Consider the following 26,283-nt stretch of genomic DNA (forward strand, 5'->3'; position numbering starts at 1 on the left):
GTTCCGGAAAGGTTCAGTATGTAATGACCTTTCCAGACAGTTTTTTTTCATTCTTTATTCTTCTCCGAAACGCTCAACAAGTGTTGCAAGTGTACGCACCATTGCACCTGTTGCTCCAGATGGTCCTAAATCATGTGCACCTGTTGTTTCAGATGTTCCAGCGATGTCTAAGTGTACCCATGGTGTTTCTTCTGCAAATTCACCAAGGAATGTCCCAGCCATAACCGCATGTCCTTCACGGCCTGGTGAGTTATTTAAATCAGCAAATTTACTGTTTTTGACACGTTCTTTATCACGTTCAAAAATCGGCAATTGCCAAATTGGCTCATCCGTTTCCATCGAAGCCTCTAACACTTGTTCAAATAATTCTTCATTATTTGTCATTGCGCCTGTTGTATGATTTCCAAGTGCAACAATTACACCGCCTGTTAATGTTGCAACATCAACTAAGTAATTTGCACCAAGTTTCTTCGCATACGTAATACCGTCAGCTAACGCTAGGCGACCTTCTGCATCTGTATTTAATACTTCAATTGTTTTTCCGCTCATAGATGTAATAACATCATCTGGCTTAAATGCTGTACCACTTACAACGTTGTCAGTTGATGGAATAACAGCAATTACATTTTGCTCTGGGCGAAGTTCACCGATGATCTCCATCGCGCCAAGAACAGCTGCAGCGCCGCCCATATCACCTTTCATACCAACCATGCCTTCACGTGGTTTTAAAGAATAGCCGCCAGTATCATATGTAATCCCTTTTCCAACAAATCCAATTACATCTTTCCACTCTTCTTTTCCTTTATAAATAAGAGCGATCATTTTTGGCGGTTCAGTAGATCCTTGGTTTACTGCAAGTAATGCACCCATACCAAGCTCTTCCATCTCTTCTTTCTCAAGAACCTTATAATCCATATCGTATTTTTCCGCTAATTCAACTGCATACTCAGCAAGCTTTGTCGCTGTTAATACGTTTGGCGGCATATTTACAAGCGTACGAGCTGAATTCGTTGCACGTCCATGTACGTATCCTACCGTTAATGCTGCTTCAATTTCTTGTGCATCTTCTGCTGTAATAGCAATCAGTTTTTCTAACTCTACTCTTTCTTTTTCATCCGTTTTATATGTTTGTAATCCGTATGTACCAAGGCAATATACTTCCGTTGCAATATGAGCTACATCAATCGCATCTAATTTCTCTGTTACGAAAGAATCAAGTAAGATTGCTGCGTCTTTTACTTTTGCTGATTGTAACGATTTAAAAGCTTTACTAAGAGCTGCACGTAACGTTTCTGTTGTATATGACTCTTTCTTACCTAAACCAACAAAATAATAACGTTTAACATTGGTTTTTCCTAAGCTATGTACTTTTGAAATGGCTTTCTTCTTAGTTGAAAGTTCTTTTTCTTCTAATAAAACTTGTAATTGTCCTTCAAACGCTTTATCCAGTTCTTGTACAAAGCTACTCGTTTTATCTTCTTCAAATAAGGCAACAATTACCGCTTCATGACTTGCTAATTCTTTTTGTACTTGCAACATGTTCAGACCCCCTAAATTTCTCTACGTCCATTATAACTTTATTTTCGATAAAATGCGACAATTCTAAATTCTGTTATTTCATATAAGGTGAAACTTTAATCAGTGGGGGTTTTGTTCATCCCCCACTGATTATTAGCCCGCACCAATCAGGCGTTTACGGGGAGCCCGACTCCCACCTAACTTCTTTGCTCCAGCTGAATTTTGAGGGGGGAGTTTTACTGCCCGGCAAATAGCGGGATAAAGATGCTATCTCCTATGGTGAAATAAGACAAGAAAAAAGTCTAGCGTTATTACCACTAGACTATCTTTGTTTTAAATATTGCCCACGAAACACTTGCATCGTTTCGTCTTGATTTAACATTGTTAACTCTTCTTCCGAAAACTTACCATTTCCTATTTTCACTATATACACATTTACTTTTTTCTTACCCCATTGGCTATAAACATCTTTCACCGTATCATAATATAAATCGAGACGATTTCCTTTTATAGCACCGCCCTTATCAGCTACAACACCATATCCGTAACCTGGCACGAATAGAATTGTCCCAAGCGGGAATACGCGCAAGTCAGCAGCGATTGTGGAATATAAATCCCTTTTTGCTTTAACACCTGAATATGTAATGCCATACTCTGGATGCCCCGGCCTCTTTCCAGTTGACTCTATACCTGATGTATAACCAGTTGCAGTCATTTCTATAACACGATATTTAGACCAGTCATTTGCCTGTTCTAAAGCATTTATCACTTCTTTACTCGGAGCAACTTTTTTCTCAATTTCTGCTGCATGTACTTCTTTTACACTTGTTCCTTCATATGATTTTATAATCTCTAATAAAGAAACTCCTGTGAAAGCCTGCCATGTTACGCATAATGCGAATGCAAGTAAACAAGTCATCATAATGCGAATACAATATCGTTTTAACATTTTTATATTCCACACTCCTTCATCGTTAATCATTCCCTATACGATGAAGGAATATGCAAAAAAATAATCTCCAAATTGATTGGAGATTAAAACATTTGATATCCACTTTTCCGAAGTTTTTTAATTATAATTCCTGCTAAAGCAGCACCTACTAATCCAGTAGATAGAATAAACACATCTGCGTGTCCTAAATGCGATACACTCGTCCCAAATGAAGAAAATGTTTCTTTTGGCTTTGAAAAATAGTCCCATACACTCGCTTTATTAATAATAAGCATACAAATAATCGGATACACAATAACCATTACCCACGTAGCTCGCAAAATCATGTTGAGTAAAAATCCAATTCCAAAAAATAAAATAAAGAACAACATCATTGAAATAAGTAGTACCGGTATACTCACTTCTTCTCCCTCTCCTTCGCATACGCCGTAAACACATGATAAGCCGTATAACCAAATTGCTCTCCTGGATTTAATGTTTTGTCCATTTCAAAATGCGACTCTGCTCTTCCTTCTAATAAATATTTGATGAGTACAGAAGTATTTTGATCATCTGCAATATTTTCTGGATGTAAAAAAGCTACTTCCGACAATTCTTTCTCCTGTACGATAATGTCTTCTCCCTCTGGCTCTAGAAGAAAAATAATCATATTATCACTAATTTCATTATGAATAACACCTGAGCGAATACCAATAATCCCCTTTACATGAGCAATAATTCCTGTTTCTTCCAAAATTTCACGTTTTACAGCTTCATCAACAGTCTCACCTTCATTAACAAAACCAGCAGGTAAAGACCATTGCCCTTTCAATCCACCGTATTTTTTCTTAACGAATAGCCATCTCCCATCTTTTGTAGCTACTAAGCCACTGACAGCTAACCACACTTTCCCTCGCTTCCCCATGATATAACCTCCTCCATCAAACGAACAGAATATTCTTTCTTTTTTATATATTATACTATATTTTCAATACGAAAAAAGCAGAAACAGCTCATAGCCGTTTCTGCTTTTTCTACTATATATTAAAAGAACTTCAATTTACCTTTTTTAAGAACTAATAAAGGTCCGCCTAGTAAGAATAAGTAACGGTTGTCGATTACTTTCTTCATGAATGAAGCTTTCCAACCTGTTAACTTTTTACCCATAACAACGCCCATTGCATCGTCATGACCTAATGAACATACAGATCCTTTATTATCAAATGCGAACTTTTTCATTTCACCTTTACCGCGAACTAACACAGTTAAATTGTGTGCAATGTTATAACCTTCTTGAATTGCAATCTGTGCTGTTGGTGGATATGGACGGTTAATCTCCTCATTGATGATTAACGCTGCGTCACCAACCATGAATACATCTTCATGACCCGGAGCGTGCATGTACTCATCCACTTTAATACGTCCGCGCATTGCTTCAAATCCAGACTCTTCCACAATACCGTTACCACGAACACCTGCAGCCCAAACTACAGTTTCAGATTTAAGAAGTTCAGCATCATCACCGTTTGCAACGATAATACCTTCTTCAGTTGCTTCCTTAATTGCTGTACCGATGCGGAATTCTACACCTTTTTTCTCAAGTTGTTTTACAGCGTACTCTACTAATGCTGGATCGAAACCAGGAAGTGCTGTTGGAGCAGCTTCTACACAGATGATACGTGCTTTTTCACGTGGAACATCGTACTCTTTGCAAAGTTCAGGAATACGGTTTGCAAGCTCACCTACGTACTCGATACCAGTAAATCCAGCACCACCAACAACGATTGTTACTAACTCATCACGTTTTTCAGTCGCATATTGAGCAAACTTTTCTTCCATATGCTCACGAATTTGACGAGTTGCATTAATGTTAGTGATTGAGAATGCATGCTCTTTTAACCCTTTAATTCCGAACGTTTCTGATTCGAAACCAAGACCGATTACTAAGTAATCATACTCTAATTCACCATTTTTTAAGATAATACGTTTTTCAGCAGCTTTAATCTCTACTACTGTATCTTGTACAAAGTTCACTTTATTTGTATCGATAACGTCTTGAATATCTAGACAGATTTTATCATCTTGTAATGTACCAGCTGCACTCTCATGTAACCAAGTTGCTTGGTAGTGATAGCTATTGTTGTTTACTAACGTAATTTCAGCTTCACTTACAGATAATGTTTTTTGCAGACGAACAGTCGTAATCATCCCGCCATAACCTGCACCTAAAACTACGATTTTTGGAGTCTTCACTAAATCACAACCCTTTTCTTTATATAATAGTAATAAAAAATAATACCAAGTACTAAAAACTCTATTTGTCAAGAATGTGGAATTTATCACATTCTATATCATAACAAAACGCAGTCAAAAAATCGTACGAAATTTGTCATAGAAATTTAACATAATACTTCCCTATATTAGTCGGTTTCATTCCATAATTCAAGCACCTAGAGAATTATCAATATTTTAAAATAACATAGCGTTTTCAAGGGTTTTTCAGCCTTTTTTTCATGTATTTTCCTTTCGCTATATTTTATACGATTCTAAAACATCTATGCGCAAACTTACTTATTATTCAGTCGTTTTCAGAAGTATTATTAACTGAAATATGCTATCATTTATTTGAAAGTGTCATCATTTGCAGGATTTTCATGTACATATGAACAATATATGAAATCAATATTAAAATTCCATCATCTATAGGGGGAATGAAAATGACAGAAAATCAAAAGGTTTACGACATAACAATTATTGGTGGTGGCCCAACAGGACTATTCACTGCATTTTATGGCGGAATGAGACAAGCAAGTGTAAAAATTATTGAAAGCTTACCTCAACTTGGAGGGCAATTATCCGCACTATATCCCGAAAAGTATATTTATGATGTAGCTGGATTCCCAAAAGTGCGCGCACAAGAGTTAGTTGATAACTTAAAAGAACAAATGAAAAAGTTCGATCCAACTGTTTGCCTAGAAGAAGCTGTTGATACGCTTGAAAAACAAGCTGACGGTATATTTAAACTTGTTACAAATAAACAAACTCACTACTCTAAATCTGTCATTATTACTGCTGGCAATGGTGCTTTCCAACCACGCCGCTTAGAATTAGAAGGCACAGCAAAATACGAGAAGAAAAACTTACATTATTTCATTGATGATATGAATAAATTTGCTGGAAAACGCGTCGTTGTATTCGGCGGCGGTGACTCAGCAGTAGACTGGACAATGATGTTAGAACCGATTGCAGATAAAGTTACAATTGTTCATCGCCGTGATAAATTCCGTGCACATGAACATAGCGTAGAAAGCTTAATGAATTCCCGTGCAGAAGTAAGCACACCGTATGTTCCAGTTGAACTCATCGGTGATGACACGATTGAACAAGTTGTTCTTCAGCACGTAAAAACAGAAGAAAAAGTTATCCTTGATGTTGATGACGTAATCGTAAACTACGGCTTCGTGTCTTCGCTTGGTCCAATTAAAAACTGGGGCTTAGATATTCAAAAGAACAGCATCCTCGTGAATTCAAAAATGGAAACAAATATTCCTGGCATTTACGCTGCTGGTGACATTTGTACATATGAAGGAAAAGTAAAACTCATTGCTTGTGGCTTTGGTGAAGCACCGACAGCAGTAAACAATGCAAAAGCTTACTTCGATCCAAACGCAAAACTTCAACCAATGCATAGCTCAAGTATGTTTTAATATAGAAATGAAAAGAACTCCTTTTAGATGAGAGGAGTTCTTTTCATACCCTCTTCTTTTCCTAACTAAAATACATTCCAATTTGATAAAAAACACTACTTACTTCCAAAATATGTTACAATAAAAACAGAACGTACGTTTCATTTAATAAAGGGAGGTTTTATTAATGAAAGAACCTATTATCGTAAAAAAAGGAGCTTTCCAAGCAATCGGTGTTTCTATTACAACTACAAACGAAAAAGAAGCATCGACTGAAGGAAGGATTCCAATGCTTTGGAATCGCTACTTCCAAGAACAAATTATGCACCAAATTCCAAATCAACAAACAAAAGAAACATTCGCTTTCTACTCAAACTACGAATCGGATGAAACTGGTACATATCAATTTACTATCGGCATGCCTGTTTCTTCATTAGAAGATGTTCCTGAAAATATGACAACTTTAACATTACCTGCCGCAACGTATGCGGTATTTACAACGAGAAAAGGTCCTGTTTCTGAAGTCATTTGTGAAACTTGGGAATATATTTGGCAATGGTCGAAAGAAAACAAGCGTGCTTTTACAACAGATTTTGAGCTTTATGACGAAAATGCAGTAGATCCAACTAACGTACAAGTGGATATTTATATTGCATTAGCCTAAAACATAAAAAAGAAGATGCCCTTGGTATCTTCTTTTTTTGTCGTGAAATAGCCACTGTGCAAATTCATTATTATTGTCTACAATGAGAAAGTGCAGTATAGAACTATTAGAAACTGTATAAAGTGAAACTATACTCAGTGGGGGTTTTGTTCATCCCCCACTGAGTATTAGCCCTCACCAATCGGGCGTTTACGGGCAGTTGGTCTCCCACCTAACTTCTTTGCTCGAGCCAAATTTTGAGGTGGGAGTTTTACTGCCCGTTAACGCGGGGTAAAACGATTGTTAATAGGTTTTTCAGTCTAAAATCGGTACATAGAAAGGAAGCACTATGGAGGAACTACAACAAAATAAATCTGCTTTAGAAGGAAGCGGAAAACCGTTATTAAAAAATACGAACTTCCTTTTTCTTTGGGCAGCTACTCTCTTTTCAAGTTTTGCTTTAGCCTTTTTTACTTTTTCACAAACATGGTACATAGCAAAAACATTAAACCTTGAGGCTTCACTCGGTATTGTTTTCGTGGCTCTTAGTGTTCCAAGGCTCATCTTTATGATTATCGGCGGAGCATTAGCTGATAAATTCCCGAAAAAAAATATTATGTTTTACTCTAATATTATTCGCGCTATTCTTGTCGCAACTATTCTCACCTGGTTCATCGTCGGTGATGTAACACTATATACATTTGCTTTGTTCGCTTTGTTCTTCGGACTTGCTGACGCTTTCTTCTGGTCAGCAGATGGATCTATTCTGCCTGAACTTGTAGAAAAAAGCCGTTTAACACAAGCAAATTCACTTACTCAAATGACAAACCAAGCATCTGTCATTTTAGGACCTGTACTTGGCGGTATTCTCATTAAATTTACGAACTATGAAACAATTTTTTCAATTACAATCCTGCTACTCATTATCGCTGCGATACTCGTTCAAAAAATACAATTTACAGTACCCGAAAAAAATGAAACAGATAAAGGCATGTTTACTTCTATTAAAGAGGGAATTTCATATGTAAAAGAATCACCATTTCTTTCAACTTTCCTCATATGTAGCGCCTTTTTAAACTTATTTTTAATCGGCCCAATGCAAGTAGGCTTCCCGCTCTTCGTCAAAAACGTTCTGCACGGTGATTCACTTCAGTTTAGTTACTTAGAAGCGTCTGTTGGCGGCGGGATGGCGATAGGAGCTGTCATTGTCGGATTAAAAAACATTAACCGCAGACGTGGTCTATTTTGTATTATCATGATGCTACTGTCTGGTATATTCTTCCTAGCCATTAACTTTAGCACCGTACTTTGGCAAGCATTATTAGCCGGAATGTTTTACGGTATTACAATTGCGATGGCTATCGTTCCACTTATGGCAATGATTCAATCAACAGTAAAAGAAGAGATGATGGGACGCGTTATGAGTTTACTCATGCTTTCATCGATGGGATTCATTCCGCTCTCTTACGCATTTACATCGCTTGCACTTGGGATCGGCATTCCAATTGTAACGGTTATGAAAAGCGGTGCAATCGCTGTTATCGTCTTTGTACTATTTGTAGCAATTCGTGTTCCAGTTGTAAGAAAGTTCGATTAGCTACTTAGAGTCATGTATTATACGCATGACTCTTTTTTAAATGGATCGAATAACGGTATTCCCTTACTTCTCCTTAATGCCGCTCCCCACTCTAATCCAATTTCTAAAAATAAATCTCGCATCGTACTATACAACAGTGCTCCAACATCTTTACGAATTTCTCCGTACTTATACGCTCTCACAACACTTTTCACCCTCCAAATTAAATTTCCCCGCACTTCTTCATCAGCTAATATTCCCTCTAATACAGCACCTTGTTCTAGTAATCCGCTCTTTTTATAAGCAAGTTCCACCTTACTCCAAAATATATTAATCTTCTTCGGATTACTCGTCATCGGCACCAGCGCATATATAAAAGGCTTCGGTATATCGTGACGACAATACGTTTCATCAAGCTCGTACGTTACTTTTCTTTTCTCTTTTATTTGTGGAATGTTTTTAGAAAGAATTGTTTCCCCCTCATTTTTTTGCTCATTTCCACTACAGCCATCTGCACGATCATCACTTTCACATGCGGACATCTTCATACGGTCATCCATGCGGTCAATCGCAGATTTAAGAAATACATATAAGTTTGCACTATATCCGCCGCGCTTATATCTTTCTTTTGTCGCAACACGCTTTATAATTCCAAGCTCCTCTAACTTCGCAATCGAGCGGCGTACCGTACGAATACTCTTTCCAACATTTGTAGCAATTGTCTCCATTAACGGACAAGCAACCCCCACTGTTTTTTGTTTCTCATTCACCGCATACTTTCCTAAAAAATGAATAATGATAGAATCCGTTTTATTCAATTGAAATCGATAGCACTTCAAAACTTGTTTTTGATATACATTAAACTCTTCTTTACTTCGAAATTCACTATATGGTTTCATTAAATTATATAAGCTTCCCATTTTTATCACCTCATTTATAGGTAAGAGTCAGGAAGAGAAATTGGCGGGATATTTAATATTTTTTATTGGAGATGAAAATATGATTGTAATTAGCGCTTGTTTAGGTGGCATTGCTTGTCGTTATGACGGCAACGATAATCTCGTTTCAAAAATAGAAGAGTTATTACAAAGGGAAGACACCACCCTCGTTTGCCCCGAAGTATTGGGCGGTTTACCTACACCTCGTCCTTCGGCTGAAATTATTGGTGGTAATGGTGATGACGTTTTAGACGGGACAGCAAAAGTGATAACGAAAGAAGGCCAAGATGTCACGGAGGCTTTCGTGCTTGGTGCTTATAAAGCATTAGAACAAATAAAAAGTTTAAACCCAGAATATATTATTTTAAAAGAACGCAGTCCATCTTGTGGTAGTTCTACTATTTACACAGGAGAATTTAATGGCAATAAACAAATCGGTTACGGGGTCACAACGGCTTTATTTAAAAGACATGGATTTATAGTCATTTCAGAAGAGGATTTTGAGAACGAAAAAAGGAATTGACCCTGTTCGTCAATTCCTTTTCTATCTGTCTTATTTCACACCTAATTTTTCTTTCACTTTCGCAGGAAGTTCGTCCTTCTTCACTTCTTCCCAAGCTGTTACACCTTTTTTATCTGAGTGGAATACGCGTAAGAATGCTTCTTTACGAAGGTTTTTCGCAGCGGTAAATTCCATTTCTTTTTCTTTACCATCCTTATCAAATGCAGGTAACTTATACTCGAATGATTTGTACGGCTGACCATTATCAGCTTTTTCATTCTTTTCGATTCCATCAGTAGTAATTTGAACGTAGTACTCATCTTTACCCATACGGTTTAAATCACAGCCAACTAACAAACTTGCGAATACAACTAAAATACTAAAAAGTGCAATATATCTTTTCATTTCCTTCACCTCATGTGTTTTTCTTATATTGTTATCTTAAAGCCTAAGCTCTAAAGAAGAAATTCAAAAACATGACATGAACATTACACTTTTGTAAGATAGTAAAAATCCGTATGTACAACCGTTCAAATATAATTATTTCTTCACTCTAGAAATTGGCCTTCCCCTTCATGTATCCTCTTTAGCCTTCTTCTTGCATATATTCACTATCTTTGTCCTGCTCTTTTTCTTTTTAAAGGCAAAAGAAAAGACCTTCTAACGATTTGATTTCATCGCTAAGAAGGTCTTTATATGCAATCTACCCATTCAATTTCCATTTAGCATAACGGAATGAAAAAACTTAGCACTCTTCCGGCTTACCAGCATTCGACGATGTACGGAAAGATGATCCGCATCCACATGATGCAATTGCGTTTGGATTATCAATTGTGAATCCGCCGCCAAGCATAGATTGCTTATAGTCAACTTTCACTCCTTTAACAATCGGAGCACTTTCTTTATCGATAACAAATTCAACACCGAAAAACTCAAGAACTGTGTCGTCTTCCTTTGGTTCTACTTCAAATCCTAAGCCGTAAGAAAGACCACTACATCCGCCGCCATGTACAGCAAGGCGCACGTACTTCTCTCCATCTTCAGCATCTTTTAACATATCTTTAATTTGAAAAGCTGCTTGTTCTGTTACTTCAATCATGAAATACACCATCCTTTCTGTTCTCATTCTATTATACATCTTTACGCTTCTATCTTGTACTCATACACTCCGCGGCAAATTATTTCCGCAGGTCCTTTCATTAATACATTTCCTTCTTCTGTCCATGCGATCATTAAGTCGCCGCCTGCTAAGTGAACTGTAATTTCTTTATCGTGTTCCATTTTTCCATTTAGAATTGCCGCAACGACAGCTGCGCATGCTCCTGTCCCGCAAGCTTGTGTTACACCAGATCCACGTTCCCAAACGCGGAAATTCATCTCTTCATCATTCAAAATCTCGATGAATTCAACATTCACTCGCTCTGGGAACATTTCATGCGTCTCAAGAACTGGTCCTAACGTTGTAAGGGGCGCTTTTTCTACATCATCAACAAAAATAACCGCGTGCGGATTCCCCATTGAAACAGCTGTAAATGCATAACGGTGATTATTGTATAAGAAGTTTTCACGAATAAATGGTGTTTCTCCTTCACCAAGCATCGGTATCTCTTCACGTGTTAAACGAGGTGCCCCCATGTCGATTTTCGCTAATGTAACTTTGTCATCTTCTACCGTTACTTCTGCCGTAACAATACCAGCTAACGTTTCAATTGTGAAAACTTTACCTTCTACTAGTTTATGCTCATACGCATATTTCGCTACGCAGCGTAAACCATTTCCACAGCTCTTTCCTTCTGAACCATCGTTATTAAACATGCGCATTTTTACCGGTGCCACGTCAGAAGGACAAATTAAAATCATTCCATCTGCACCAATACCAGTATTAATATTTGAAACCTTCTCCGCTACAAGTGCTAAATCTTCTTCTCTAATTTGTTCCTCAAACATATTTACATATATATAACTATTTCCAAGACCATGCATTTTTGTAAAAGAAAATTGGCTCATTTTTATTCACTCCAAAAATAATTTATTATTTCAAGTATAAAATGCATGCTTTTAGAACACAATACGAATGTCCCCCCTTTCTCATATTTGACAGTATTTTGGCAATAAGCCGTTCTTACACAAATCGCGTAAGAAAAAAGCCCTTCTAAAAGGGCCTTTTTTTTCGAAATAAACACTCCTAATAAATGAAAAAAGAAAAACGTTGCCTGTTTGCAACGCTTTAAAACATTGGATTTTCATCCATATAATCATATACATTATTTACAAGTTCTTCTACTGTTGCACCTTGTACAACTTCACCATTTACAAGTGCAAATGGACCTTCAAAACAAATGCCACAATACCCTAAACACCCATATTCCATGACATCTAAATTAGGATCTTTTTCTAATTTTTCTAAAGCCGCTTGCGAACCGCTTGCAAGGTTACCTACACAAAATTCGATTAATGGTTTAATCAAAACTCTCCCCCCTGTATCTCTAAACAAATTACCATTTACTTTAGCAGGCATGAAATGCATACCTAAGTTGCGAAACGGATAAGTAACCCTTTGTTACCATTCCACTTTATTTATAAGAAGAAAACTAAGCTGTTTCTTGTTGTTTTCGTTATATATTCTAAACTATTTAGTTACTTCACTATTTCACTTCACAATAGATAGTCTTCCTTATATAACATACTACTCATAATGAAATAGTAAATAGTAACTAGAAAATGAAAACAGTTTACTTTACTTTTCTTCTTATTGTACAACAGAGTATTCATTCATGCATTGTTATTTGTTCACAAATTCGATATAATTTGATTGTGTAAAGTCAAAATATTTTATTAATATAAAATTGTATGATTAGGGGATATTTCAACAGAAAAGGGGTAATCCATCATGAAACACCTCGTAATACTGGGTGGGGGCTACGGTGGAATGAGAATTCTGCAGCGGCTACTTCCAAGCAATCAACTTCCAAATGATGTACAAGTGACATTAATCGACAAAGTACCATATCATTGCTTCAAAACTGAATATTATGCATTAGTTGCGGGTACAATTTCAGAAACGCATATTCGTATACCGTTTCCTGAACACCCACGCCTCAATATTCAATACGGCACAATAACAAATATTGATCTCGAAGAAAAGGCTGTTCATCTCGATGGCGGCGAAGCAATCCCATATGATGATTTAATTATCGGACTTGGGTGCGAAGATAAATATCACAACGTTCCTGGGGCGCAGGAATATACACATAGCCTACAATCAATTGAACAAACACGTAAGACATATGAACAATTAAATAGCTTAGAACCAAATGCAACAGTAGCTGTCGTTGGGGCTGGTTTAAGCGGCGTTGAAGTCGCAAGTGAACTTCGTGAGAGCCGTTCAGATTTAAAAATCTATTTATTTGATCGAAAAGATAGAATTTTATTCCCGTATCCAGAGAAATTAAGTAGATACGTAGAAGAATGGTTTGTAAAACATAAAGTTACCATTATACGAAATTCTAACATTACAAAAGTGGAACCAAACATTGTATACAACCATGATGAACCACTTGAATGTGATGCAATCGTATGGACAGCTGGTATTCAAGCAAATGAAGTTGTTCGAAACCTTCCAGTTGAACAAGATGGTAGCGGACGGGTTGTTTTAACTAAATATCACAATATTCCGAATAACGAGCACGTTTATGTTGTAGGAGATTGTGCAGCACTTCCACACGCACCATCTGCTCAACTTGCTGAAGGTCAAGGAGAACAAATTGTCCAAATATTATTAAAACGTTGGAATAACGAACCACTTCCTGATGAACTTCCTGTTATTAAATTAAAAGGTGTCCTCGGTTCTCTCGGTAAAAAACACGGATTTGGTTTACTAGCAAACCAACCATTAATGGGGCGTGTACCGAGATTATTAAAATCCGGTCTTCTTTGGATGTACAAATATCATAAGGGTTAATACTTTAAGGGCTGTCTACTATGTAGTCAGCCTTTTCACGTCTATTTAGAAAGGAGCAATTTATGTTTATATTAAAAGACATCAAATATAAAGATATTCTACACATTCCTTACTTACAAATTCAACAAGAAAAAATAACTTGTATTATCGGTGAAAGTGGTAGCGGAAAAAGCACATTACTTCGTATGTTAAACGATTTACAATCGCCAACATCTGGCACAATTGAATATAACGGAAAATCTATTTTAGATTACCCTCCCATTCAATTACGCCGTGAAGTTGTCATGCTCGGACAAACTCCGCCTATTTTTGATGGAACAATTAAAGATAATTTATTAATGGGACTTCGATTTTCTGAAAAGCCATTTCCAAATGACGATGCCCTGCGGGACGCATTAACGACTGTTAGTCTAGATAAAAAATTAGAAGATAACGCCTCTTCTTTATCAGGTGGCGAAAAACAAAGACTTGCTTTCGCTCGCATTATACTAATGGATCCGCCCGTCTATTTATTAGATGAACCAACTTCGGCACTAGATGGTGATACAGAACGCCGCGTTATGAAACAATTCACTCTACTAGCAAGAGAAAAGAAAAAAACAGTTATCTTCATTACACACTCACAGCAACTTCCGGAAGAAATTGCAGACGATATTATTGAAATTAGTAAAACAAACGGTGCAACTAGAAAGGAAGTGCTATCAATTGAAGGGCGTTATTGAATTACAAATTTGGCAACTTGCAGCTGCATATATTTTCATCCTTATTTTAATCGGGCTTGTGAAATTAAAAGGAATACCACGTGAGAAACAAATTACAATTGCTACATTACGTATGACGATTCAACTTGTACTAGTCGCCTATGTTCTTACATACATATTTGAAAATAGTAATCCGTTTTATACAATAGCTCTCATTACTTCTATTACTACATTTGCAATTTTTAATATTTATAAACGAATTAATATTCCAATGTCAAAAGAATTAAAACGAGTAGCCGCCCTCTCCATGATTGCTGGGTCAATTGGCCCTCTTCTACTATTTATCTTTGTCATTATCGGGCACGATCCTTGGTATGCTCCGCAATATATCGTTCCTATTGCCGGCATGCTAATCGGTAACGCTATGACAGGTATTTGCCTCGGGGCAAATACCTTTTTAAGCAGTATGAAATCACAAAGAGATCATATCGAAGGTGCACTTATGCTCGGCGCAACACCGAAAGAAGCAGCTGCTCCGCTCATTCGGGATGCTTTCGATTCTGCTATTTTACCAACAATTAATTCTATGGTCGGAATGGGAATTATAAGTCTTCCCGGCATGATGACAGGACAAATTTTATCCGGTGTATCACCATTTACAGCTATTCAATATCAAATTGCGATTATACTTGGCATTTCTGGAAGTACAGCTTTCTCTGTTATTATCTTCTTACAGCTTGGGTATAAAACGTTCTTTAATAAAAGGTGTCAGTTGAAAGAAGTGGACTATGATGCGCGGTGAATAATGCATCGGTCACAGTAAATGAAATTATATCAACGATTCTATTAGAAATATCGATTTACCGACAAAAACTGACAATAAAAAAAGAGGAGGCTACTCGCCTCCTCTTTTTATTTACTTACGCCTTCTTAACGAACTGTGATTTTAACTTCATAGCTCCGAAACCGTCGATTTTGCAATCAATATCGTGATCTCCCTCAACTAGACGGATACTCTTTACTTTCGTACCAATCTTCACAACTGAAGAAGTTCCTTTTACTTTTAAATCTTTAATTACAGTAACAGCATCGCCATCTTGAAGAACGTTTCCGTTCGCATCTTTTACAACTTTTGCACCATCATTATTTTCAGCTTCCGCTTCTTGGCCCCACTCATGGGCACATTCTGGACATACGAAAAGAGCGCCATCCTCATACGTATATTCTGAATTACATTTTGGACAATTTGGTAAAGTAGCCATAAATTCATTTCCTCCGTTCATTATTTATACGTAAAAATCACTTCTGATGTTTACATGTCGATAAATAAAATTTGTATAGCATTTCTTTATACTGCCATAGTCTCACGTTATTGACAAGCCTACCTCAAATTCTCATTTTTTATTGTATTTTACAAAATTTTAATTAGTATGCCGCTCCCAATAAACAAAAGAAGAACCTTTACAAGATTCTTCCTTTCCAAATAAACGAGTTTCTCTCTAGAAAAACCACATATTTTCTTCAACGTAAATTTGATACTCTTCTGCTTCTTCTTCACTTAACTTTTTATTATTTAAATAAATTTCTTGCCATTCAAAGTAATCATCATTTAAATATACAGCGAATTTAATTTTCACATTTTTCTTTTCTTCATAATCATAACCAGTAAATTCTACTACGTCATAATCTTTTTCTTTTTTAACGTACTTCCAATTTGGTTTGTCTGTGATAGACTCTAAAGCCTCTCCTTCAAGACTTAAGCGAACAACGTTTTTAATATTAGATTCAGTCGGTAAATGTGCTAAACCGAAACTTATCACGCCAAATACCGCAATTACTATTGCTTGTAAACCAATCATAAGCCCGATATGAGCGCCGCCTTTTGATTGTAAATAATACTCTTTCTTATAATCAGGCACATCTTCTGCCTTATGTAAAATACGGATAACATGCTTATAATACAATCGATTCCCTTGCCATCCAGTAAACAGCATCGTCCCCACATATATTATAAAATCTATCCACATTGGTATATCAATAAAAGTAGCTGTAATTAAAGTAGGTACCGCTAATAACGTAAGTATAATAAATAACTGATACATTTTACGATAAGCTAACCAAAAGTGCGGGAAGATAAATGCTACCCAATTCCACGTATTTTCTTTCTCGGGATTGTTCACTTGTCCCCACTTAAAATCGTAATATGCTGTATTCTTTCGAACACCTTTATGTAGTTCTTGCTGGGAGATGGTTTCTTGTAAAACAGTTTCCTTCACGTACATCATCCTTCTCTTATTTCGATATAATTTTATTGTATATGCACAAATCGAAGGAATCTAACAAAAAGTACATATATTTCACAAAAATGAACGGAAATCGAATATATTCCGACAATTATCTGTTTCATATTTCATTTTACTTTTAAATATATTAAAATACTTATGAATGATGCATTTAATACACTAAGTTAAACATTTTACATATTTTATAATAAAAAATGTTTCACATGAAACTTCCCATATTTCGTATTATTTTTCTATCATTTTCGATTAGGTTCAAATGTGGGCTTCATATGAAAAAACTAGTAGAAAACACAATTTGTTTTCTACTAGTTTTTTATCACAGTTCTACATATTTAGTCCCCTTTTATATCCTCTCCTACAACGCCCAAGTAATATTCATTTCTTCAAACGACTCCTTACTTACTTCCAATCCTTCGTCATCATCCGTTCCAATCATCGCTACCTCTTCTTTAGACAACGTAATTCCCTCGGTTGGATTTTGAATTTTTCTCTCATACACTAATTGTAAAAGTTCTATTTGCTCCTCTGTCAGTTCATACTCTTCTTCCAATCTTTCAATTGCGGATTCCATATTAAGTAGTGGAATTTCTAATAAGAATCCACCGTGCTCTTCCATCTCTTCAAATGAATCGATTGAATATGCACCGTTATCATCAATCCAAAACGCTGTTGTAATGAAAGGAACTGTTTCGCCTTCTACTTCTTCTAATACGTATTGAAGTGCTTCTTCTTTAGCAATTTCTATCACTTCCGAAGGTGCCCCTTCAAAATAATTTGCCGCATCAATCCACTCGTCAACTCTCTCACTATTCACATCTTGAAGACATACGATTGTGTACTTCGGATGAAACGTAATTGTACCTCTTCCGCCTTGACTATCTTGCATACTATAGTTAAAACCATCCCACGAACTTTCAGGTGAGAAATCTGGATAATGCGCCACACTAATTGCACTCGCAATCGAATTAAAAATACATCCTTTCCATAGTTGTTCTTTACTTATATGAAAGTTATATTTACTCATTCTCTTCCCCCGCATATATATGTTTTTGAATATTATCTTTCGACTTCTCATTCCTTGTAAAGTACTTTTTCATTATATAAAAATAGTAAAAGCACCCTTCATACAAAGGATGCTTTTACTATTCACCTACCACTTTCGCCTACACTCCTCAATCACACTAAGCAAATACCTCTTCGTCATATCAGCCCGTCTCCAACTAGAGATTTTTCGCTTTTCCTTTGGATTATGCCGTATTCGCTCTACTTCTCTTAATAAAGGCTCCCACTTATGAGAGTAAAGTTCCAACATATATTGCAATCCTCTATCTTTTGAAACGATTGTTTTATGATCTAACGTATATAAAATACGTCCCATCGTAACGACAGCTGATTCTACCCATTCTTCTATGAAAAATAAATAAGGACGCTTCGCTTTTTCAAGCCAGTAATGTTCTACGTTATATTTCATTGTATTTACTACATCGTCCCATTTTATTTGAAAGGGAAGGTCTTCTGCTTCTTTCCCGATAACTGTAATGCCTTGGTTTTTCAATGTCCACCATGTTACCGCGTTAATATCCCAATGACCAATATCAGCCTTACCATCTGCACAATACACGTACTCATTGATTTCATGATTGTATTTCCCTAAGTCATCAAGCGGAATATACATACCGTCCATTCTTTTACCTAACGTACTTTTCCTAATTTTTTTATGCAGTTCTATAATTTGCTGTTTTTCAGCTTCATTCACGGAATCACTTATTACCGTAACAAAATCCACATCGCTCGTTTCTATATGAAATGCTCCTAGCGCGATGGATCCGTAAATATATACCCCCACTATTTTTTCATCTGAAAAAATTTCTTTTAATTCTACTATGTACTGCTCCATTAATTGCTTTACTTCTTCTGGTAAAGCATGTTTTATTCCATTCTCCACATCTATCCCTCCATTAAAAAAAGCCTTCGCAAATTCGCAAAGGCTTCCTGTTTTATAAATATTTCTCGATTTCTTCGTAAACATCCTTCAAACGAGGATTTCCTTCTCCAACAATTTCTCCATTCACAAGAACGACTGGATAAAATAAATCTTCCTCCACTACTCGCTCTGCGAATGCTTTTTTATCCTCATCTTCTTGTTCTTCTTGAAAATCAATATAATCAAACTGAAATTTATTTTCTTGTCCTTCATATTTACGACCAATCGCCGCTTGTAACCACTCAAACGTTTCTGTTGAAGATGGCATTCCAACGCAGCTCGCACAAATCACTTTCGTCCCATACACTTGCACATTAACCATTTCTTCTCCCCCACTTCTCGTTCTAACAGTATATTCAGATGTCTTATTGCACAAGCACATCATTTTACAAACTTATTCCATACCCCTATACTGAAAAAACACGTTGTACACATGATAAAATATTTCGACAATAAAACAAGAACAGAAAAAATAGATTTTCCCCTCTATCTTGATTATAATAAAACTGATGAAAGGAGTCGATAAAAATGGAAAACCCACATATGCAAGAACAAGTATTAGAAGTATTAGATAAATTACGTCCATTCTTACTTCGCGATGGCGGAGACGTTGAATTAGTAGACATTGAAGAAGGTATCGTAAAACTACGCCTTATGGGTGCATGCGGAAGCTGCCCAAGTTCTACAATCACACTAAAAGCTGGTATCGAACGCGCACTACTTGAAGAAGTACCAGGCGTTATTGAAGTAGAACAAGTATTTTAATCTAAAAGCAGAAGCGGCTCGTTCAAAATGTGAGGGGGATGGAGCTTCTGACATAGAGGCGCTTTTTGCCTCGGCGGAAGAAGCGAAGCCACCGAACATTTTAGCCGCTGGAGCTAGATAACATCTAAAAGCGGAAGCGGCTCGTTCAAAGCTACTTCTAAGAAAAGAGACCATATTTGGTCTCTTTTTTTGTACGCAAACAAAACATACTCCCCTACACTATTAACATCATAAAACAAAATTGGAAATCCTTCTCAAAAAATGCGATAATTAATATATAGTGAATCGTTCACACATATAAAGCGAAAAACATAGGGGGACGACGTATGCCAAAAATAGGGAGTACTTTTGTAACAATTCAAGAATTAGAACAGAAAAAAGAATATTTATTAAGTCTTTCACCCGCTATACCGACATGGAATACGAGCTATCAATTTTTATTTAAAGAAATACAACAAGAATTATTAAAAAAGGTAAATGAAAAAATTGAAAGACACCACATTATTTTAACTATATGTACAGATCAAAAAGTAGGAGCATAGCTTCTTATTATATAAAGATGGACACGGGTATCTGTTGTGGTATAAAAAAGAGACCTCAATTGGCCTCTTTTTTATACTTTTAAGATAGCCAATCTAGTTTCCTAATGCCTAACTTATCAACTGGTAAACGAAATGACTCGTAAAAATGATTCATAAATTGCTCAGTGCGCTTCACATCATGTAAAATGATTTCTAAACGAGCTCTATAGATGCCTTTTTGTTCTTCGTTTCCTGTTTGATAATATCGTTCAACCGTTTCAAAGTAGTGAAGCGGGAACAGAAGCCTTGCGAATAATAAGCGCCAACCAAATGAAGAGAGCGAATAATTACGTTCATAGTCTGTAATGAATTGAACTACCGTTTGCTCCCAATCTTTCTTTTTCTCTATCATCATATAGCGAATACATTCTGCTATATCCCTACTTGGGTGATCATATACCCAATCAAAAGGAAGTTTTAAGCGCTTCGTTTGATGCCATAATAGCGGTGTAAATCGTTCTTGGCAAATTGTTGCTGCGTCAGTTATTTGTGGTGTATCGTCCATTTCTGTATCGACAACATATTGAATTGCATTTTCTGCAACTCCTAAGTAATACGGGAAGGATTCAATAAACAATTGATCGAATACGTCTGAAGGATGGTTCATCACTTGCGATTGCCAAAACCTTTCTAATTGGTCGAGCCTTTTTTCCCATAATGCTTTCCATTCACCAATGCGGCTTAATTGCTCAACTTCTTCTGGAAAGAATGCACCACGTTTATGGAATATAGAAAGCTCACTTCCTAATGATGTAGCATGTCGCTCTAACATACGCATACCTTTTAATAAGCAGTAATTTTTTTCTTCTATCTCACTTACATGGTAGCCGTGTATAGTCGGAACGAAAGTCGCAACAGTTATATCCCCTTGCTGGTTCATATAATCACTGAGCTTTTTCATCTCTACAAGTACTTCTTCCTCCATTTCTCCAATTGGAACAAGTACATAAATTTTGTTGCGAATCCAAAAGCTTTTATAGGGGCCAAGGGGGATTAATTCTTTAACATGCATGTGATAATGCTCATAAATATGCTGAATCATCGCAGTCGCCACCTATGGTTTTTCTTTATATATATGAGCTTGTGCTCGCCTTTCATTCCTATGCACATGATAAAGCAACGAAACGTATACAAATACTAAAAAGAAAAAAAGGTGATAAACATGAAAGACTCAAATCAACTACAAGAAAGAGCATTACAACTATTACAAGAACGCGGTGTAACAATTGACGATATTGCTGATCTTGTTCATTTTCTTCAAAAGAAATACCATGCAAATTTAGAGATGTCAGAATGTCGCTATAACGTTGAGCGTGTACTATCAAAACGAGAAGTACAAAACGCACTTATTACAGGCATTGAACTTGATGTCCTTGCTGAAAAGGGAATGTTAAGCGCGCCGTTACAAGATATCGTAAAACGCGATGAAGGACTATATGGCATTGATGAAGTCATCGCGCTTTCTATCGTTAACGTGTACGGTTCTATCGGTTTCACGAACTTTGGATATATCGATAAATTAAAACCAGGTATTTTAGAATACTTAAATGATAAATCAACTGGAAAGGTGCACACATTCCTTGATGATATCGTTGGTGGAATCGCTGCCGCTGCTTCAAGTCGTTTAGCGCACCGTGCTGAGCATTCAGAGTAACGTGTCTAGGCCGTCAGTTTCATACTGACGGCCTTTCATATTCCATAAGCATAAACTCTCTTCCACGGCTCCAAAAAACAGGTCCTACTTGAAATCCAATGTTTTTATATAGCCTAATCGCTCTCTCATTAAATGTCGCTACACTCAGTCGAAACATTTTCGAATTCAATTCCTCAGTAGCAAATGCTATTCCCGCTTGAAAAAATATTTCCCCCATCCCTTTCCCTGTTAAATCTGGCTTCATTCCAAGTCCGATATCTACAACATCTTCTCTCGCATATAAATTGGCATCTCTTCCGCCTGGAACTTGTGCATTTTCTCCAAAACAAAAATAGCCGATAAATTCTCCCTTCTCATCACAACAACCGTAATACGTCCCATCTAGCAACTCTTCTATTACTTCAGCATCTCCTGAAAAGCTATATAACGTATACGACTCTTCATACTTCCACGTATTTATTTCTTTCGCTTCTGCCTCCGTTAACTTATGTATATCCATTCATCTCGCTCCTTATCAAATACTCTACTAATCTATATGTATTTACTCATTCATTTTCCATGATTGATTCTCCTCTACTCGTAATATGCATAATTGCATGCGCACACCCATTTAAAAAATGCTAAAATTTATTTGAATCGCTGTTGTTACACTTCTTGATTAAGAAAGACCGTTAACCGGAAAATTAACGTCTTATCAAATTCAAGCAATTGGCACATGTTGTCATCATGAAAGACACTCGAAAGAGTGTCTTTTTTTCTATACCTGAGAAGGACCTGCTCATTTACAAAATAAATGCATAAATTAATATAACTCTTAAACACATTATTCCCTTTCTATATGTTGCGGCGTTCGTTGCGACAGATTCGGATAATAAAAAGCACTCCAGCCAGAGTGCTTTTTACTTTCAAACAAGGAGGTTACATATATGGATAGTACTCTCGTATTTAACTTCGGTATTGGTATTGTTATCATTTTATTCGTCTTCTTTGTACTTTGTATGAGCGGGATATAGTAATCTTTTATGCTGATAACTCCTTTAAAGTGTCACTCAATTTAAACTTTCTTAATTGTAATGAAGCAATCATTGCTGCTCCTGCTCCGAGTATAATGCTAGCTAGTGCCAATATTAAAACTTGATTATACGGAATGATAATAACCGTTAACTCTAAGCTTGATAACACAATATAACTAAATACAATTCCACCTAAAACCCCAATACAACCAGCTATCGCTCCAAGTAAAGTGCCCTCTAATAAAACAATCCGTCTCATTTGCTTCGGAATAGCTCCTACCGCACGAATCATACTAATTTCAGCACGTCTTTCATGTAAACTTGCAACAATTGCATTCATTAGTCCTATACCTGAAATAATAAAAACGATTACAACTAATAAGCGAATTAACATCATCATTTGCGATAATAACTGCTCCTGCTCCTTCAATAAATCGTAGCTGTTAATAACCTCTACGTTATCTTTATTATTTGTAATTTGTTTTACTTGTTTCTTAATCTCTTCAAATGATTGATTAGAATTTGTCATAATTTGAATCGCTTCATATCCTTGTACATGAAACTTATCTCGGGCCCATTGTTCATTCACAAAAATATCTGATCCTCTTAGCCTTAATCCTTGCTCAATAATCGAAACGACTTTAATCGTTTGTTTTTCTTTCCCTTTCCCTTTCCCTTTCCCTTGTACTTCAATCGTATCATGTAACTGAATCCCTAAATTTTTAGCCGTTTCTTTCGTAACGACTCCTTCACCATCTTGTAATGGCTTATTTAAATTTTGCCCTGAAATCACTTTTGCCTTCGTTACTTTCTGATACGCTACAATATCATTACCTATAACTTCCATTGAGTCATAGTTAAGATTATTTTTTTTCACATGTTCATACCATTCTTGATTAGCTTTTTTAAAGTCATAATTTATAAGTTTTGCTGTGAAATCAGTAGCATTCCCTACACTTGCTTCTACACCGGCAACTTTTTTAATCTTCTCCATCCAACTAAACGGTAGAACCTCAATTCCTTGCGACTCCATCGGTACACGTACTACTAAATCCGCTGGTAAATGCTTTTGTAATCCTTTCTTCGTACCTTCATACATAGAGTTTACATACATTGTTCCAACAAGTGCTAACATAAAACCAAATGCTAATATAGCAACAGACACAGCTGCCTTATTCCGATAACGAATTACATTTCGGCTACTAATCGTCGTTTCAATTCGTAATATCATTTGAAGTGGTTTTGCAATCACTGGTGCTATCATCCGAATAAATAACGGAATCGCAAATAACAAACCGACCGCAAATAACAGCGCACCTATCGCACTTGGATTAAAACCGATATACCGCTCTAATACGTTACCCGCTAGTCCAATAACAGTACCAATGATTAAAATGCTACAACTAAAAGCACTCCACCTTTTTTCTTTTTTCTCATTACTAGGAAGACCTGGCCTAAGCGCTTGAACTGGTGGAATCTTTCTAACCATGAAGGCTGGTATAATAGCCCCTATGATAGACATAACAATTCCTAGTAAAAACGTAATGAGTAAAATCTCGCCTGAAATCGAGAATGATTCTTTCCCTGCACCCTCAATATTCACCCATTTATTAATAAATGATGCGGCGATTTTTTGCGTACCTGCTCCAAGAATAACTCCTGCTAGTGATCCGATTGCCCCAATACATAAAGCCTCTAATAAAACGACTAATATAATTTGATTTGGATTACTACCAAGTGCACGTAATAATGCCCATTGCTTAAATCGACTTCTAACAGATAAGAAAAAGCTTCCCATTATTAAAAGTGCTACAACAAATAAGGCAATACCACCTAAACTAAAAATCAATGGCTTCATCACATTTAGTCGTTCAAACGCCTTATCTACATATGTACGTTGATCTACCTTTATATTTTCAAGCTTCTTATTTACATCAAGAGCAATTGCCCTTTTCACATTTACATCCTGTGCTTTCACTTGAACGAGATTGAATTGATTTTGTAGATTCAGTTCTTTTTGAAGCCAACTAATTGGAAAATAAGAACCATGCCCCATTGCCGCCATTAAAGGTGGATTCAAAATCCCGACAACTTTAACAGTCTTTTCTCCATGCGGCGGAAACGGCAGTTTGATCATATCTCCTACACGTATATTTTCACGGTCTGTATACCCTTTTGTCAGTGCTACTTCAGCACCTTCTTTCGGATATCGTCCTTCTGCAACTTTATAAGAACGCATTTCTGGAGAATCTTGCTCAACCCCCCAATAAGATGGCTTTCCTGATAGCTCTTTATAATTTGGTAAAGGATACGGTATAAGTACTTTTGATATTTTTTCAGCGTTTTCTAAGCCATCTATCCCTTTTAAACTTTCATTATTTAAATACATATCATTTTTTATATATCCAAATTGCAAATTATAATCTCCATAACGACTTACTACTTGTTCCTTCACACTTTGCTCGACTGATTGATTACCTAGTAATAACATAGTCGCTAACATAACACCTAACGCTGCTCCAAGGGCAATCAACATATTTCCTAACCAATTTTGTTTCATTGATTTCACCGCATACTTAATTACCCAGCGCATCACCTTTACCTCCTACTTTAAAGTGATGATTCATAATTTCTTGAATGTGAGTAACTTGCTGCTGAATATTACGGAATTTCCATCCTTTACTCTCTGCATGTTCGTGAATCACTTCACCATCTAGTAAGAAAACAACTTTATCTGCATGGGCTGCTACGAATGGATCGTGCGTTACAATAACAGCCGTTTGTCCTAACTCATCGCATGCATTACGAAGGGCCGCGATTATATTTTTGCTATTTTCTGAATCTAATGCCCCTGTTGGTTCATCCGCTAATATAATGGCTGGCTCATTTGCAAAAGCTCTTGCTATCGCAACCCTTTGCTGTTGCCCACCTGATAACTGTGCTGGTAAATGCTTTTCTTTTCCTTTCAATCCAACGAGCTCTAATAAACGATTTGCTGTCACCGTTGCCTTCTTTTGCGAAGCATTATCTAATAGTAAAGGCAGACCTACATTTTCCTCCGCATTAAACACTGGAATTAAATTAAACTGCTGAAAAATAAAACCGATTTTATGCCTTCTAAATAAAGCGAGCTCTTTTTCTTTTAATGTTGAAATCTCCGTACCATCAACTCGAATACTACCTACCGATGGAATATCTAATCCACCTAACAGCTGAAGTAAAGTCGTTTTACCCGATCCACTTGCCCCCATAATACAAACAAAGTCACCTTTTTGAATTTGAACATTAATATCTTTTAAGATCTTTACTATCCCCAATATCAAACGATTTTTCTAACCCTTCAATTTCAATAATATTCATCCCGATATCCCCTTTTCTCTCTATTTACCAATCTATATATTCTATTCGAAAATGCAAAATACCTACTATTTTGTATTTTTTTGTCACATACTAACATTTATATTAACCGGCAGTAAGTGCCCGATTAGTGTGAGCAAATAATCAGTGCGGGATAGACACCCCCCACC

At 36.4% G+C, this 26,283-nt stretch carries 28 protein-coding genes and 1 pseudogene; 10 read left to right on the forward strand and 19 right to left on the reverse strand.

Going from position 1 to position 26,283, the window contains the following annotated elements:
- Positions 1 to 54: 54 nt before the first annotated feature.
- From JTF23_RS21455 to JTF23_RS21475, 5 genes are all read right to left on the reverse strand, one after another.
- A complete protein-coding gene (locus tag JTF23_RS21455; RefSeq protein ID WP_078173467.1) occupies positions 55 to 1,539 on the reverse strand; it encodes a leucyl aminopeptidase in 1,485 nt (494 codons plus the stop codon).
- 301 nt (positions 1,540 to 1,840) lie between these two features.
- Positions 1,841 to 2,467 carry a 3D domain-containing protein gene (locus JTF23_RS21460; RefSeq protein WP_002089307.1) on the reverse strand — a complete coding sequence of 209 codons (627 nt, stop codon included), beginning with the start codon at positions 2,465 to 2,467 and terminating at the stop codon, positions 1,841 to 1,843.
- A gap of 86 nt (positions 2,468 to 2,553) precedes the next feature.
- Positions 2,554 to 2,871, reverse strand: a complete 318-nt coding sequence (locus JTF23_RS21465) for a YuiB family protein (RefSeq protein ID WP_002089308.1) — start codon at positions 2,869 to 2,871, stop codon at positions 2,554 to 2,556.
- Positions 2,868 to 3,374, reverse strand: a complete 507-nt coding sequence (locus JTF23_RS21470) for an NUDIX hydrolase (protein WP_002112602.1) — start codon at positions 3,372 to 3,374, stop codon at positions 2,868 to 2,870. Before JTF23_RS21470 ends, JTF23_RS21465 begins: the two co-directional genes overlap by 4 nt.
- Before the next feature lie 119 nt (positions 3,375 to 3,493).
- Positions 3,494 to 4,702: an NAD(P)/FAD-dependent oxidoreductase gene (locus JTF23_RS21475; protein WP_002112603.1), complete on the reverse strand. Its 1,209-nt coding sequence runs from the start codon at positions 4,700 to 4,702 to the stop codon at positions 3,494 to 3,496.
- Positions 4,703 to 5,166: 464 nt separating this feature from the next.
- Between JTF23_RS21475 and JTF23_RS21480 the strand changes: the two genes are divergently transcribed.
- The 3 genes from JTF23_RS21480 to JTF23_RS21490 all read left to right on the forward strand — a co-directional run bounded on the left by JTF23_RS21480 (position 5,167) and on the right by JTF23_RS21490 (position 8,375).
- A complete protein-coding gene (locus tag JTF23_RS21480; RefSeq protein WP_016106510.1) occupies positions 5,167 to 6,156 on the forward strand; it encodes an NAD(P)/FAD-dependent oxidoreductase in 990 nt (329 codons plus the stop codon).
- A 166-nt stretch (positions 6,157 to 6,322) separates the two neighbouring features.
- Positions 6,323 to 6,799 (forward strand): GyrI-like domain-containing protein, encoded by a 477-nt coding sequence (locus tag JTF23_RS21485; protein WP_016106511.1) that lies wholly within the window; start codon positions 6,323 to 6,325, stop codon positions 6,797 to 6,799.
- 328 nt (positions 6,800 to 7,127) lie between these two features.
- Positions 7,128 to 8,375 carry an MFS transporter gene (locus JTF23_RS21490; protein ID WP_078173464.1) on the forward strand — a complete coding sequence of 416 codons (1,248 nt, stop codon included), beginning with the start codon at positions 7,128 to 7,130 and terminating at the stop codon, positions 8,373 to 8,375.
- A gap of 17 nt (positions 8,376 to 8,392) precedes the next feature.
- Here JTF23_RS21490 and JTF23_RS21495 read toward each other — a convergent pair whose 3' ends face one another.
- Positions 8,393 to 9,274 (reverse strand): helix-turn-helix domain-containing protein, encoded by an 882-nt coding sequence (locus JTF23_RS21495; protein ID WP_204209648.1) that lies wholly within the window; start codon positions 9,272 to 9,274, stop codon positions 8,393 to 8,395.
- A 79-nt stretch (positions 9,275 to 9,353) separates the two neighbouring features.
- Here JTF23_RS21495 and JTF23_RS21500 point away from each other — a divergent pair, with 79 nt between their 5' ends.
- On the forward strand, positions 9,354 to 9,815 hold the full coding sequence (locus JTF23_RS21500; RefSeq protein WP_204209649.1) for a 2-thiouracil desulfurase family protein: 462 nt from the start codon (positions 9,354 to 9,356) through the stop codon (positions 9,813 to 9,815).
- 30 nt (positions 9,816 to 9,845) lie between these two features.
- On the opposite strand, the gene JTF23_RS21505 is transcribed toward JTF23_RS21500, so the two are convergent.
- The 4 genes from JTF23_RS21505 to JTF23_RS21520 form a co-directional block, all read right to left on the reverse strand.
- A complete protein-coding gene (locus JTF23_RS21505) occupies positions 9,846 to 10,199 on the reverse strand; it encodes a YxeA family protein (protein WP_016106514.1) in 354 nt (117 codons plus the stop codon).
- Between the two features lie 340 nt (positions 10,200 to 10,539).
- Positions 10,540 to 10,893, reverse strand: coding sequence for a HesB/IscA family protein (locus JTF23_RS21510; RefSeq protein ID WP_016106515.1), 354 nt, complete (start codon positions 10,891 to 10,893; stop codon positions 10,540 to 10,542).
- Positions 10,894 to 10,934: 41 nt separating this feature from the next.
- Positions 10,935 to 11,801 carry a diaminopimelate epimerase gene (dapF, locus tag JTF23_RS21515; RefSeq protein ID WP_002145090.1) on the reverse strand — a complete coding sequence of 289 codons (867 nt, stop codon included), beginning with the start codon at positions 11,799 to 11,801 and terminating at the stop codon, positions 10,935 to 10,937.
- A gap of 220 nt (positions 11,802 to 12,021) precedes the next feature.
- On the reverse strand, positions 12,022 to 12,261 hold the full coding sequence (locus tag JTF23_RS21520) for a YuzB family protein (RefSeq protein ID WP_002015892.1): 240 nt from the start codon (positions 12,259 to 12,261) through the stop codon (positions 12,022 to 12,024).
- 423 nt (positions 12,262 to 12,684) lie between these two features.
- On the opposite strand from JTF23_RS21520, the gene JTF23_RS21525 reads away from it, so the two are divergent.
- The 3 genes from JTF23_RS21525 to JTF23_RS21535 all read left to right on the forward strand — a co-directional run bounded on the left by JTF23_RS21525 (position 12,685) and on the right by JTF23_RS21535 (position 15,258).
- Positions 12,685 to 13,755, forward strand: a complete 1,071-nt coding sequence (locus JTF23_RS21525) for an NAD(P)/FAD-dependent oxidoreductase (protein WP_002112618.1) — start codon at positions 12,685 to 12,687, stop codon at positions 13,753 to 13,755.
- A gap of 62 nt (positions 13,756 to 13,817) precedes the next feature.
- Positions 13,818 to 14,477 (forward strand): ABC transporter ATP-binding protein, encoded by a 660-nt coding sequence (locus JTF23_RS21530; protein WP_002112619.1) that lies wholly within the window; start codon positions 13,818 to 13,820, stop codon positions 14,475 to 14,477.
- Positions 14,461 to 15,258, forward strand: coding sequence for an ABC transporter permease (locus JTF23_RS21535; protein ID WP_002160020.1), 798 nt, complete (start codon positions 14,461 to 14,463; stop codon positions 15,256 to 15,258). Before JTF23_RS21530 ends, JTF23_RS21535 begins: the two co-directional genes overlap by 17 nt.
- Before the next feature lie 118 nt (positions 15,259 to 15,376).
- Here the strand turns inward: JTF23_RS21535 and phnA are convergent, their stop codons facing one another.
- The 5 genes from phnA to JTF23_RS21560 all read right to left on the reverse strand — a co-directional run bounded on the left by phnA (position 15,377) and on the right by JTF23_RS21560 (position 19,065).
- Positions 15,377 to 15,718, reverse strand: a complete 342-nt coding sequence (gene phnA / locus JTF23_RS21540; protein WP_002112620.1) for an alkylphosphonate utilization operon protein PhnA — start codon at positions 15,716 to 15,718, stop codon at positions 15,377 to 15,379.
- 237 nt (positions 15,719 to 15,955) lie between these two features.
- On the reverse strand, positions 15,956 to 16,741 hold the full coding sequence (locus tag JTF23_RS21545; protein ID WP_176107962.1) for a DUF2628 domain-containing protein: 786 nt from the start codon (positions 16,739 to 16,741) through the stop codon (positions 15,956 to 15,958).
- A gap of 373 nt (positions 16,742 to 17,114) precedes the next feature.
- Positions 17,115 to 17,783 (reverse strand): hypothetical protein, encoded by a 669-nt coding sequence (locus tag JTF23_RS21550; protein ID WP_204209650.1) that lies wholly within the window; start codon positions 17,781 to 17,783, stop codon positions 17,115 to 17,117.
- A gap of 126 nt (positions 17,784 to 17,909) precedes the next feature.
- On the reverse strand, positions 17,910 to 18,704 hold the full coding sequence (locus tag JTF23_RS21555) for a nucleotidyltransferase domain-containing protein (RefSeq protein WP_204209651.1): 795 nt from the start codon (positions 18,702 to 18,704) through the stop codon (positions 17,910 to 17,912).
- A gap of 52 nt (positions 18,705 to 18,756) precedes the next feature.
- Positions 18,757 to 19,065 (reverse strand): YuzD family protein, encoded by a 309-nt coding sequence (locus tag JTF23_RS21560; RefSeq protein WP_002160015.1) that lies wholly within the window; start codon positions 19,063 to 19,065, stop codon positions 18,757 to 18,759.
- Positions 19,066 to 19,271: 206 nt separating this feature from the next.
- Here JTF23_RS21560 and JTF23_RS21565 point away from each other — a divergent pair, with 206 nt between their 5' ends.
- Both JTF23_RS21565 and JTF23_RS21570 read left to right on the forward strand, forming a co-directional pair.
- The gene (locus tag JTF23_RS21565; RefSeq protein WP_000431159.1) at positions 19,272 to 19,508 is read left to right on the forward strand and encodes a NifU family protein; all 237 of its coding nucleotides are present in this window, start codon (positions 19,272 to 19,274) and stop codon (positions 19,506 to 19,508) included.
- 326 nt (positions 19,509 to 19,834) lie between these two features.
- The gene (locus JTF23_RS21570) at positions 19,835 to 20,050 is read left to right on the forward strand and encodes a carbonic anhydrase (RefSeq protein WP_070129118.1); all 216 of its coding nucleotides are present in this window, start codon (positions 19,835 to 19,837) and stop codon (positions 20,048 to 20,050) included.
- A 79-nt stretch (positions 20,051 to 20,129) separates the two neighbouring features.
- Here JTF23_RS21570 and yutH read toward each other — a convergent pair whose 3' ends face one another.
- The gene (gene yutH, locus JTF23_RS21575; protein ID WP_002198965.1) at positions 20,130 to 21,131 is read right to left on the reverse strand and encodes a spore coat putative kinase YutH; all 1,002 of its coding nucleotides are present in this window, start codon (positions 21,129 to 21,131) and stop codon (positions 20,130 to 20,132) included.
- 120 nt (positions 21,132 to 21,251) lie between these two features.
- Between yutH and JTF23_RS21580 the strand changes: the two genes are divergently transcribed.
- Positions 21,252 to 21,743 carry a phosphatidylglycerophosphatase A family protein gene (locus tag JTF23_RS21580; RefSeq protein ID WP_016102213.1) on the forward strand — a complete coding sequence of 164 codons (492 nt, stop codon included), beginning with the start codon at positions 21,252 to 21,254 and terminating at the stop codon, positions 21,741 to 21,743.
- A 19-nt stretch (positions 21,744 to 21,762) separates the two neighbouring features.
- On the opposite strand, the gene JTF23_RS21585 is transcribed toward JTF23_RS21580, so the two are convergent.
- The 3 genes and pseudogenes from JTF23_RS21585 to JTF23_RS21595 all read right to left on the reverse strand — a co-directional run bounded on the left by JTF23_RS21585 (position 21,763) and on the right by JTF23_RS21595 (position 26,116).
- Complete coding sequence (locus tag JTF23_RS21585) at positions 21,763 to 22,242, reverse strand: GNAT family N-acetyltransferase (RefSeq protein WP_204209653.1); 480 nt, start codon at positions 22,240 to 22,242, stop codon at positions 21,763 to 21,765.
- Positions 22,243 to 22,763: 521 nt separating this feature from the next.
- Positions 22,764 to 25,349 carry an FtsX-like permease family protein gene (locus tag JTF23_RS21590; RefSeq protein ID WP_204209654.1) on the reverse strand — a complete coding sequence of 862 codons (2,586 nt, stop codon included), beginning with the start codon at positions 25,347 to 25,349 and terminating at the stop codon, positions 22,764 to 22,766.
- Positions 25,333 to 26,116 (reverse strand): annotated as a pseudogene (locus tag JTF23_RS21595) (ABC transporter ATP-binding protein). Before JTF23_RS21595 ends, JTF23_RS21590 begins: the two are co-directional and overlap by 17 nt.
- Positions 26,117 to 26,283: the final 167 nt, after the last annotated feature.

The sequence above is a fragment of the Bacillus sp. RIT 809 genome (assembly GCF_016892495.1).
Classification (GTDB): domain Bacteria; phylum Bacillota; class Bacilli; order Bacillales; family Bacillaceae_G; genus Bacillus_A; species Bacillus_A cereus_U.

Bases quoted from the DNA above. Each gene is read 5' to 3' on its own strand.
- JTF23_RS21570 (WP_070129118.1), top strand. From the start codon at position 19,835: ATGCCAAAAATAGGGAGTACTTTTGTAACAATTCAAGAATTAGAACAG.
- JTF23_RS21560 (WP_002160015.1), bottom strand. From the start codon at position 19,065: ATGGTTAATGTGCAAGTGTATGGGACGAAAGTGATTTGTGCGAGCTGC.
- JTF23_RS21460 (WP_002089307.1), bottom strand. From the start codon at position 2,467: ATGTTAAAACGATATTGTATTCGCATTATGATGACTTGTTTACTTGCA.
- JTF23_RS21585 (WP_204209653.1), bottom strand. From the start codon at position 22,242: ATGGATATACATAAGTTAACGGAGGCAGAAGCGAAAGAAATAAATACG.
- JTF23_RS21590 (WP_204209654.1), bottom strand. From the start codon at position 25,349: ATGCGCTGGGTAATTAAGTATGCGGTGAAATCAATGAAACAAAATTGG.
- JTF23_RS21500 (WP_204209649.1), top strand. From the start codon at position 9,354: ATGATTGTAATTAGCGCTTGTTTAGGTGGCATTGCTTGTCGTTATGAC.
- JTF23_RS21580 (WP_016102213.1), top strand. From the start codon at position 21,252: ATGAAAGACTCAAATCAACTACAAGAAAGAGCATTACAACTATTACAA.
- JTF23_RS21485 (WP_016106511.1), top strand. From the start codon at position 6,323: ATGAAAGAACCTATTATCGTAAAAAAAGGAGCTTTCCAAGCAATCGGT.
- JTF23_RS21505 (WP_016106514.1), bottom strand. From the start codon at position 10,199: ATGAAAAGATATATTGCACTTTTTAGTATTTTAGTTGTATTCGCAAGT.
- JTF23_RS21525 (WP_002112618.1), top strand. From the start codon at position 12,685: ATGAAACACCTCGTAATACTGGGTGGGGGCTACGGTGGAATGAGAATT.
- JTF23_RS21490 (WP_078173464.1), top strand. From the start codon at position 7,128: ATGGAGGAACTACAACAAAATAAATCTGCTTTAGAAGGAAGCGGAAAA.
- JTF23_RS21510 (WP_016106515.1), bottom strand. From the start codon at position 10,893: ATGATTGAAGTAACAGAACAAGCAGCTTTTCAAATTAAAGATATGTTA.
- JTF23_RS21550 (WP_204209650.1), bottom strand. From the start codon at position 17,783: ATGAGTAAATATAACTTTCATATAAGTAAAGAACAACTATGGAAAGGA.
- JTF23_RS21530 (WP_002112619.1), top strand. From the start codon at position 13,818: ATGTTTATATTAAAAGACATCAAATATAAAGATATTCTACACATTCCT.
- JTF23_RS21565 (WP_000431159.1), top strand. From the start codon at position 19,272: ATGGAAAACCCACATATGCAAGAACAAGTATTAGAAGTATTAGATAAA.
- yutH (WP_002198965.1), bottom strand. From the start codon at position 21,131: ATGATTCAGCATATTTATGAGCATTATCACATGCATGTTAAAGAATTA.
- JTF23_RS21480 (WP_016106510.1), top strand. From the start codon at position 5,167: ATGACAGAAAATCAAAAGGTTTACGACATAACAATTATTGGTGGTGGC.
- JTF23_RS21455 (WP_078173467.1), bottom strand. From the start codon at position 1,539: ATGTTGCAAGTACAAAAAGAATTAGCAAGTCATGAAGCGGTAATTGTT.
- JTF23_RS21495 (WP_204209648.1), bottom strand. From the start codon at position 9,274: ATGGGAAGCTTATATAATTTAATGAAACCATATAGTGAATTTCGAAGT.
- JTF23_RS21545 (WP_176107962.1), bottom strand. From the start codon at position 16,741: ATGATGTACGTGAAGGAAACTGTTTTACAAGAAACCATCTCCCAGCAA.
- phnA (WP_002112620.1), bottom strand. From the start codon at position 15,718: ATGGCTACTTTACCAAATTGTCCAAAATGTAATTCAGAATATACGTAT.
- JTF23_RS21470 (WP_002112602.1), bottom strand. From the start codon at position 3,374: ATGGGGAAGCGAGGGAAAGTGTGGTTAGCTGTCAGTGGCTTAGTAGCT.
- dapF (WP_002145090.1), bottom strand. From the start codon at position 11,801: ATGAGCCAATTTTCTTTTACAAAAATGCATGGTCTTGGAAATAGTTAT.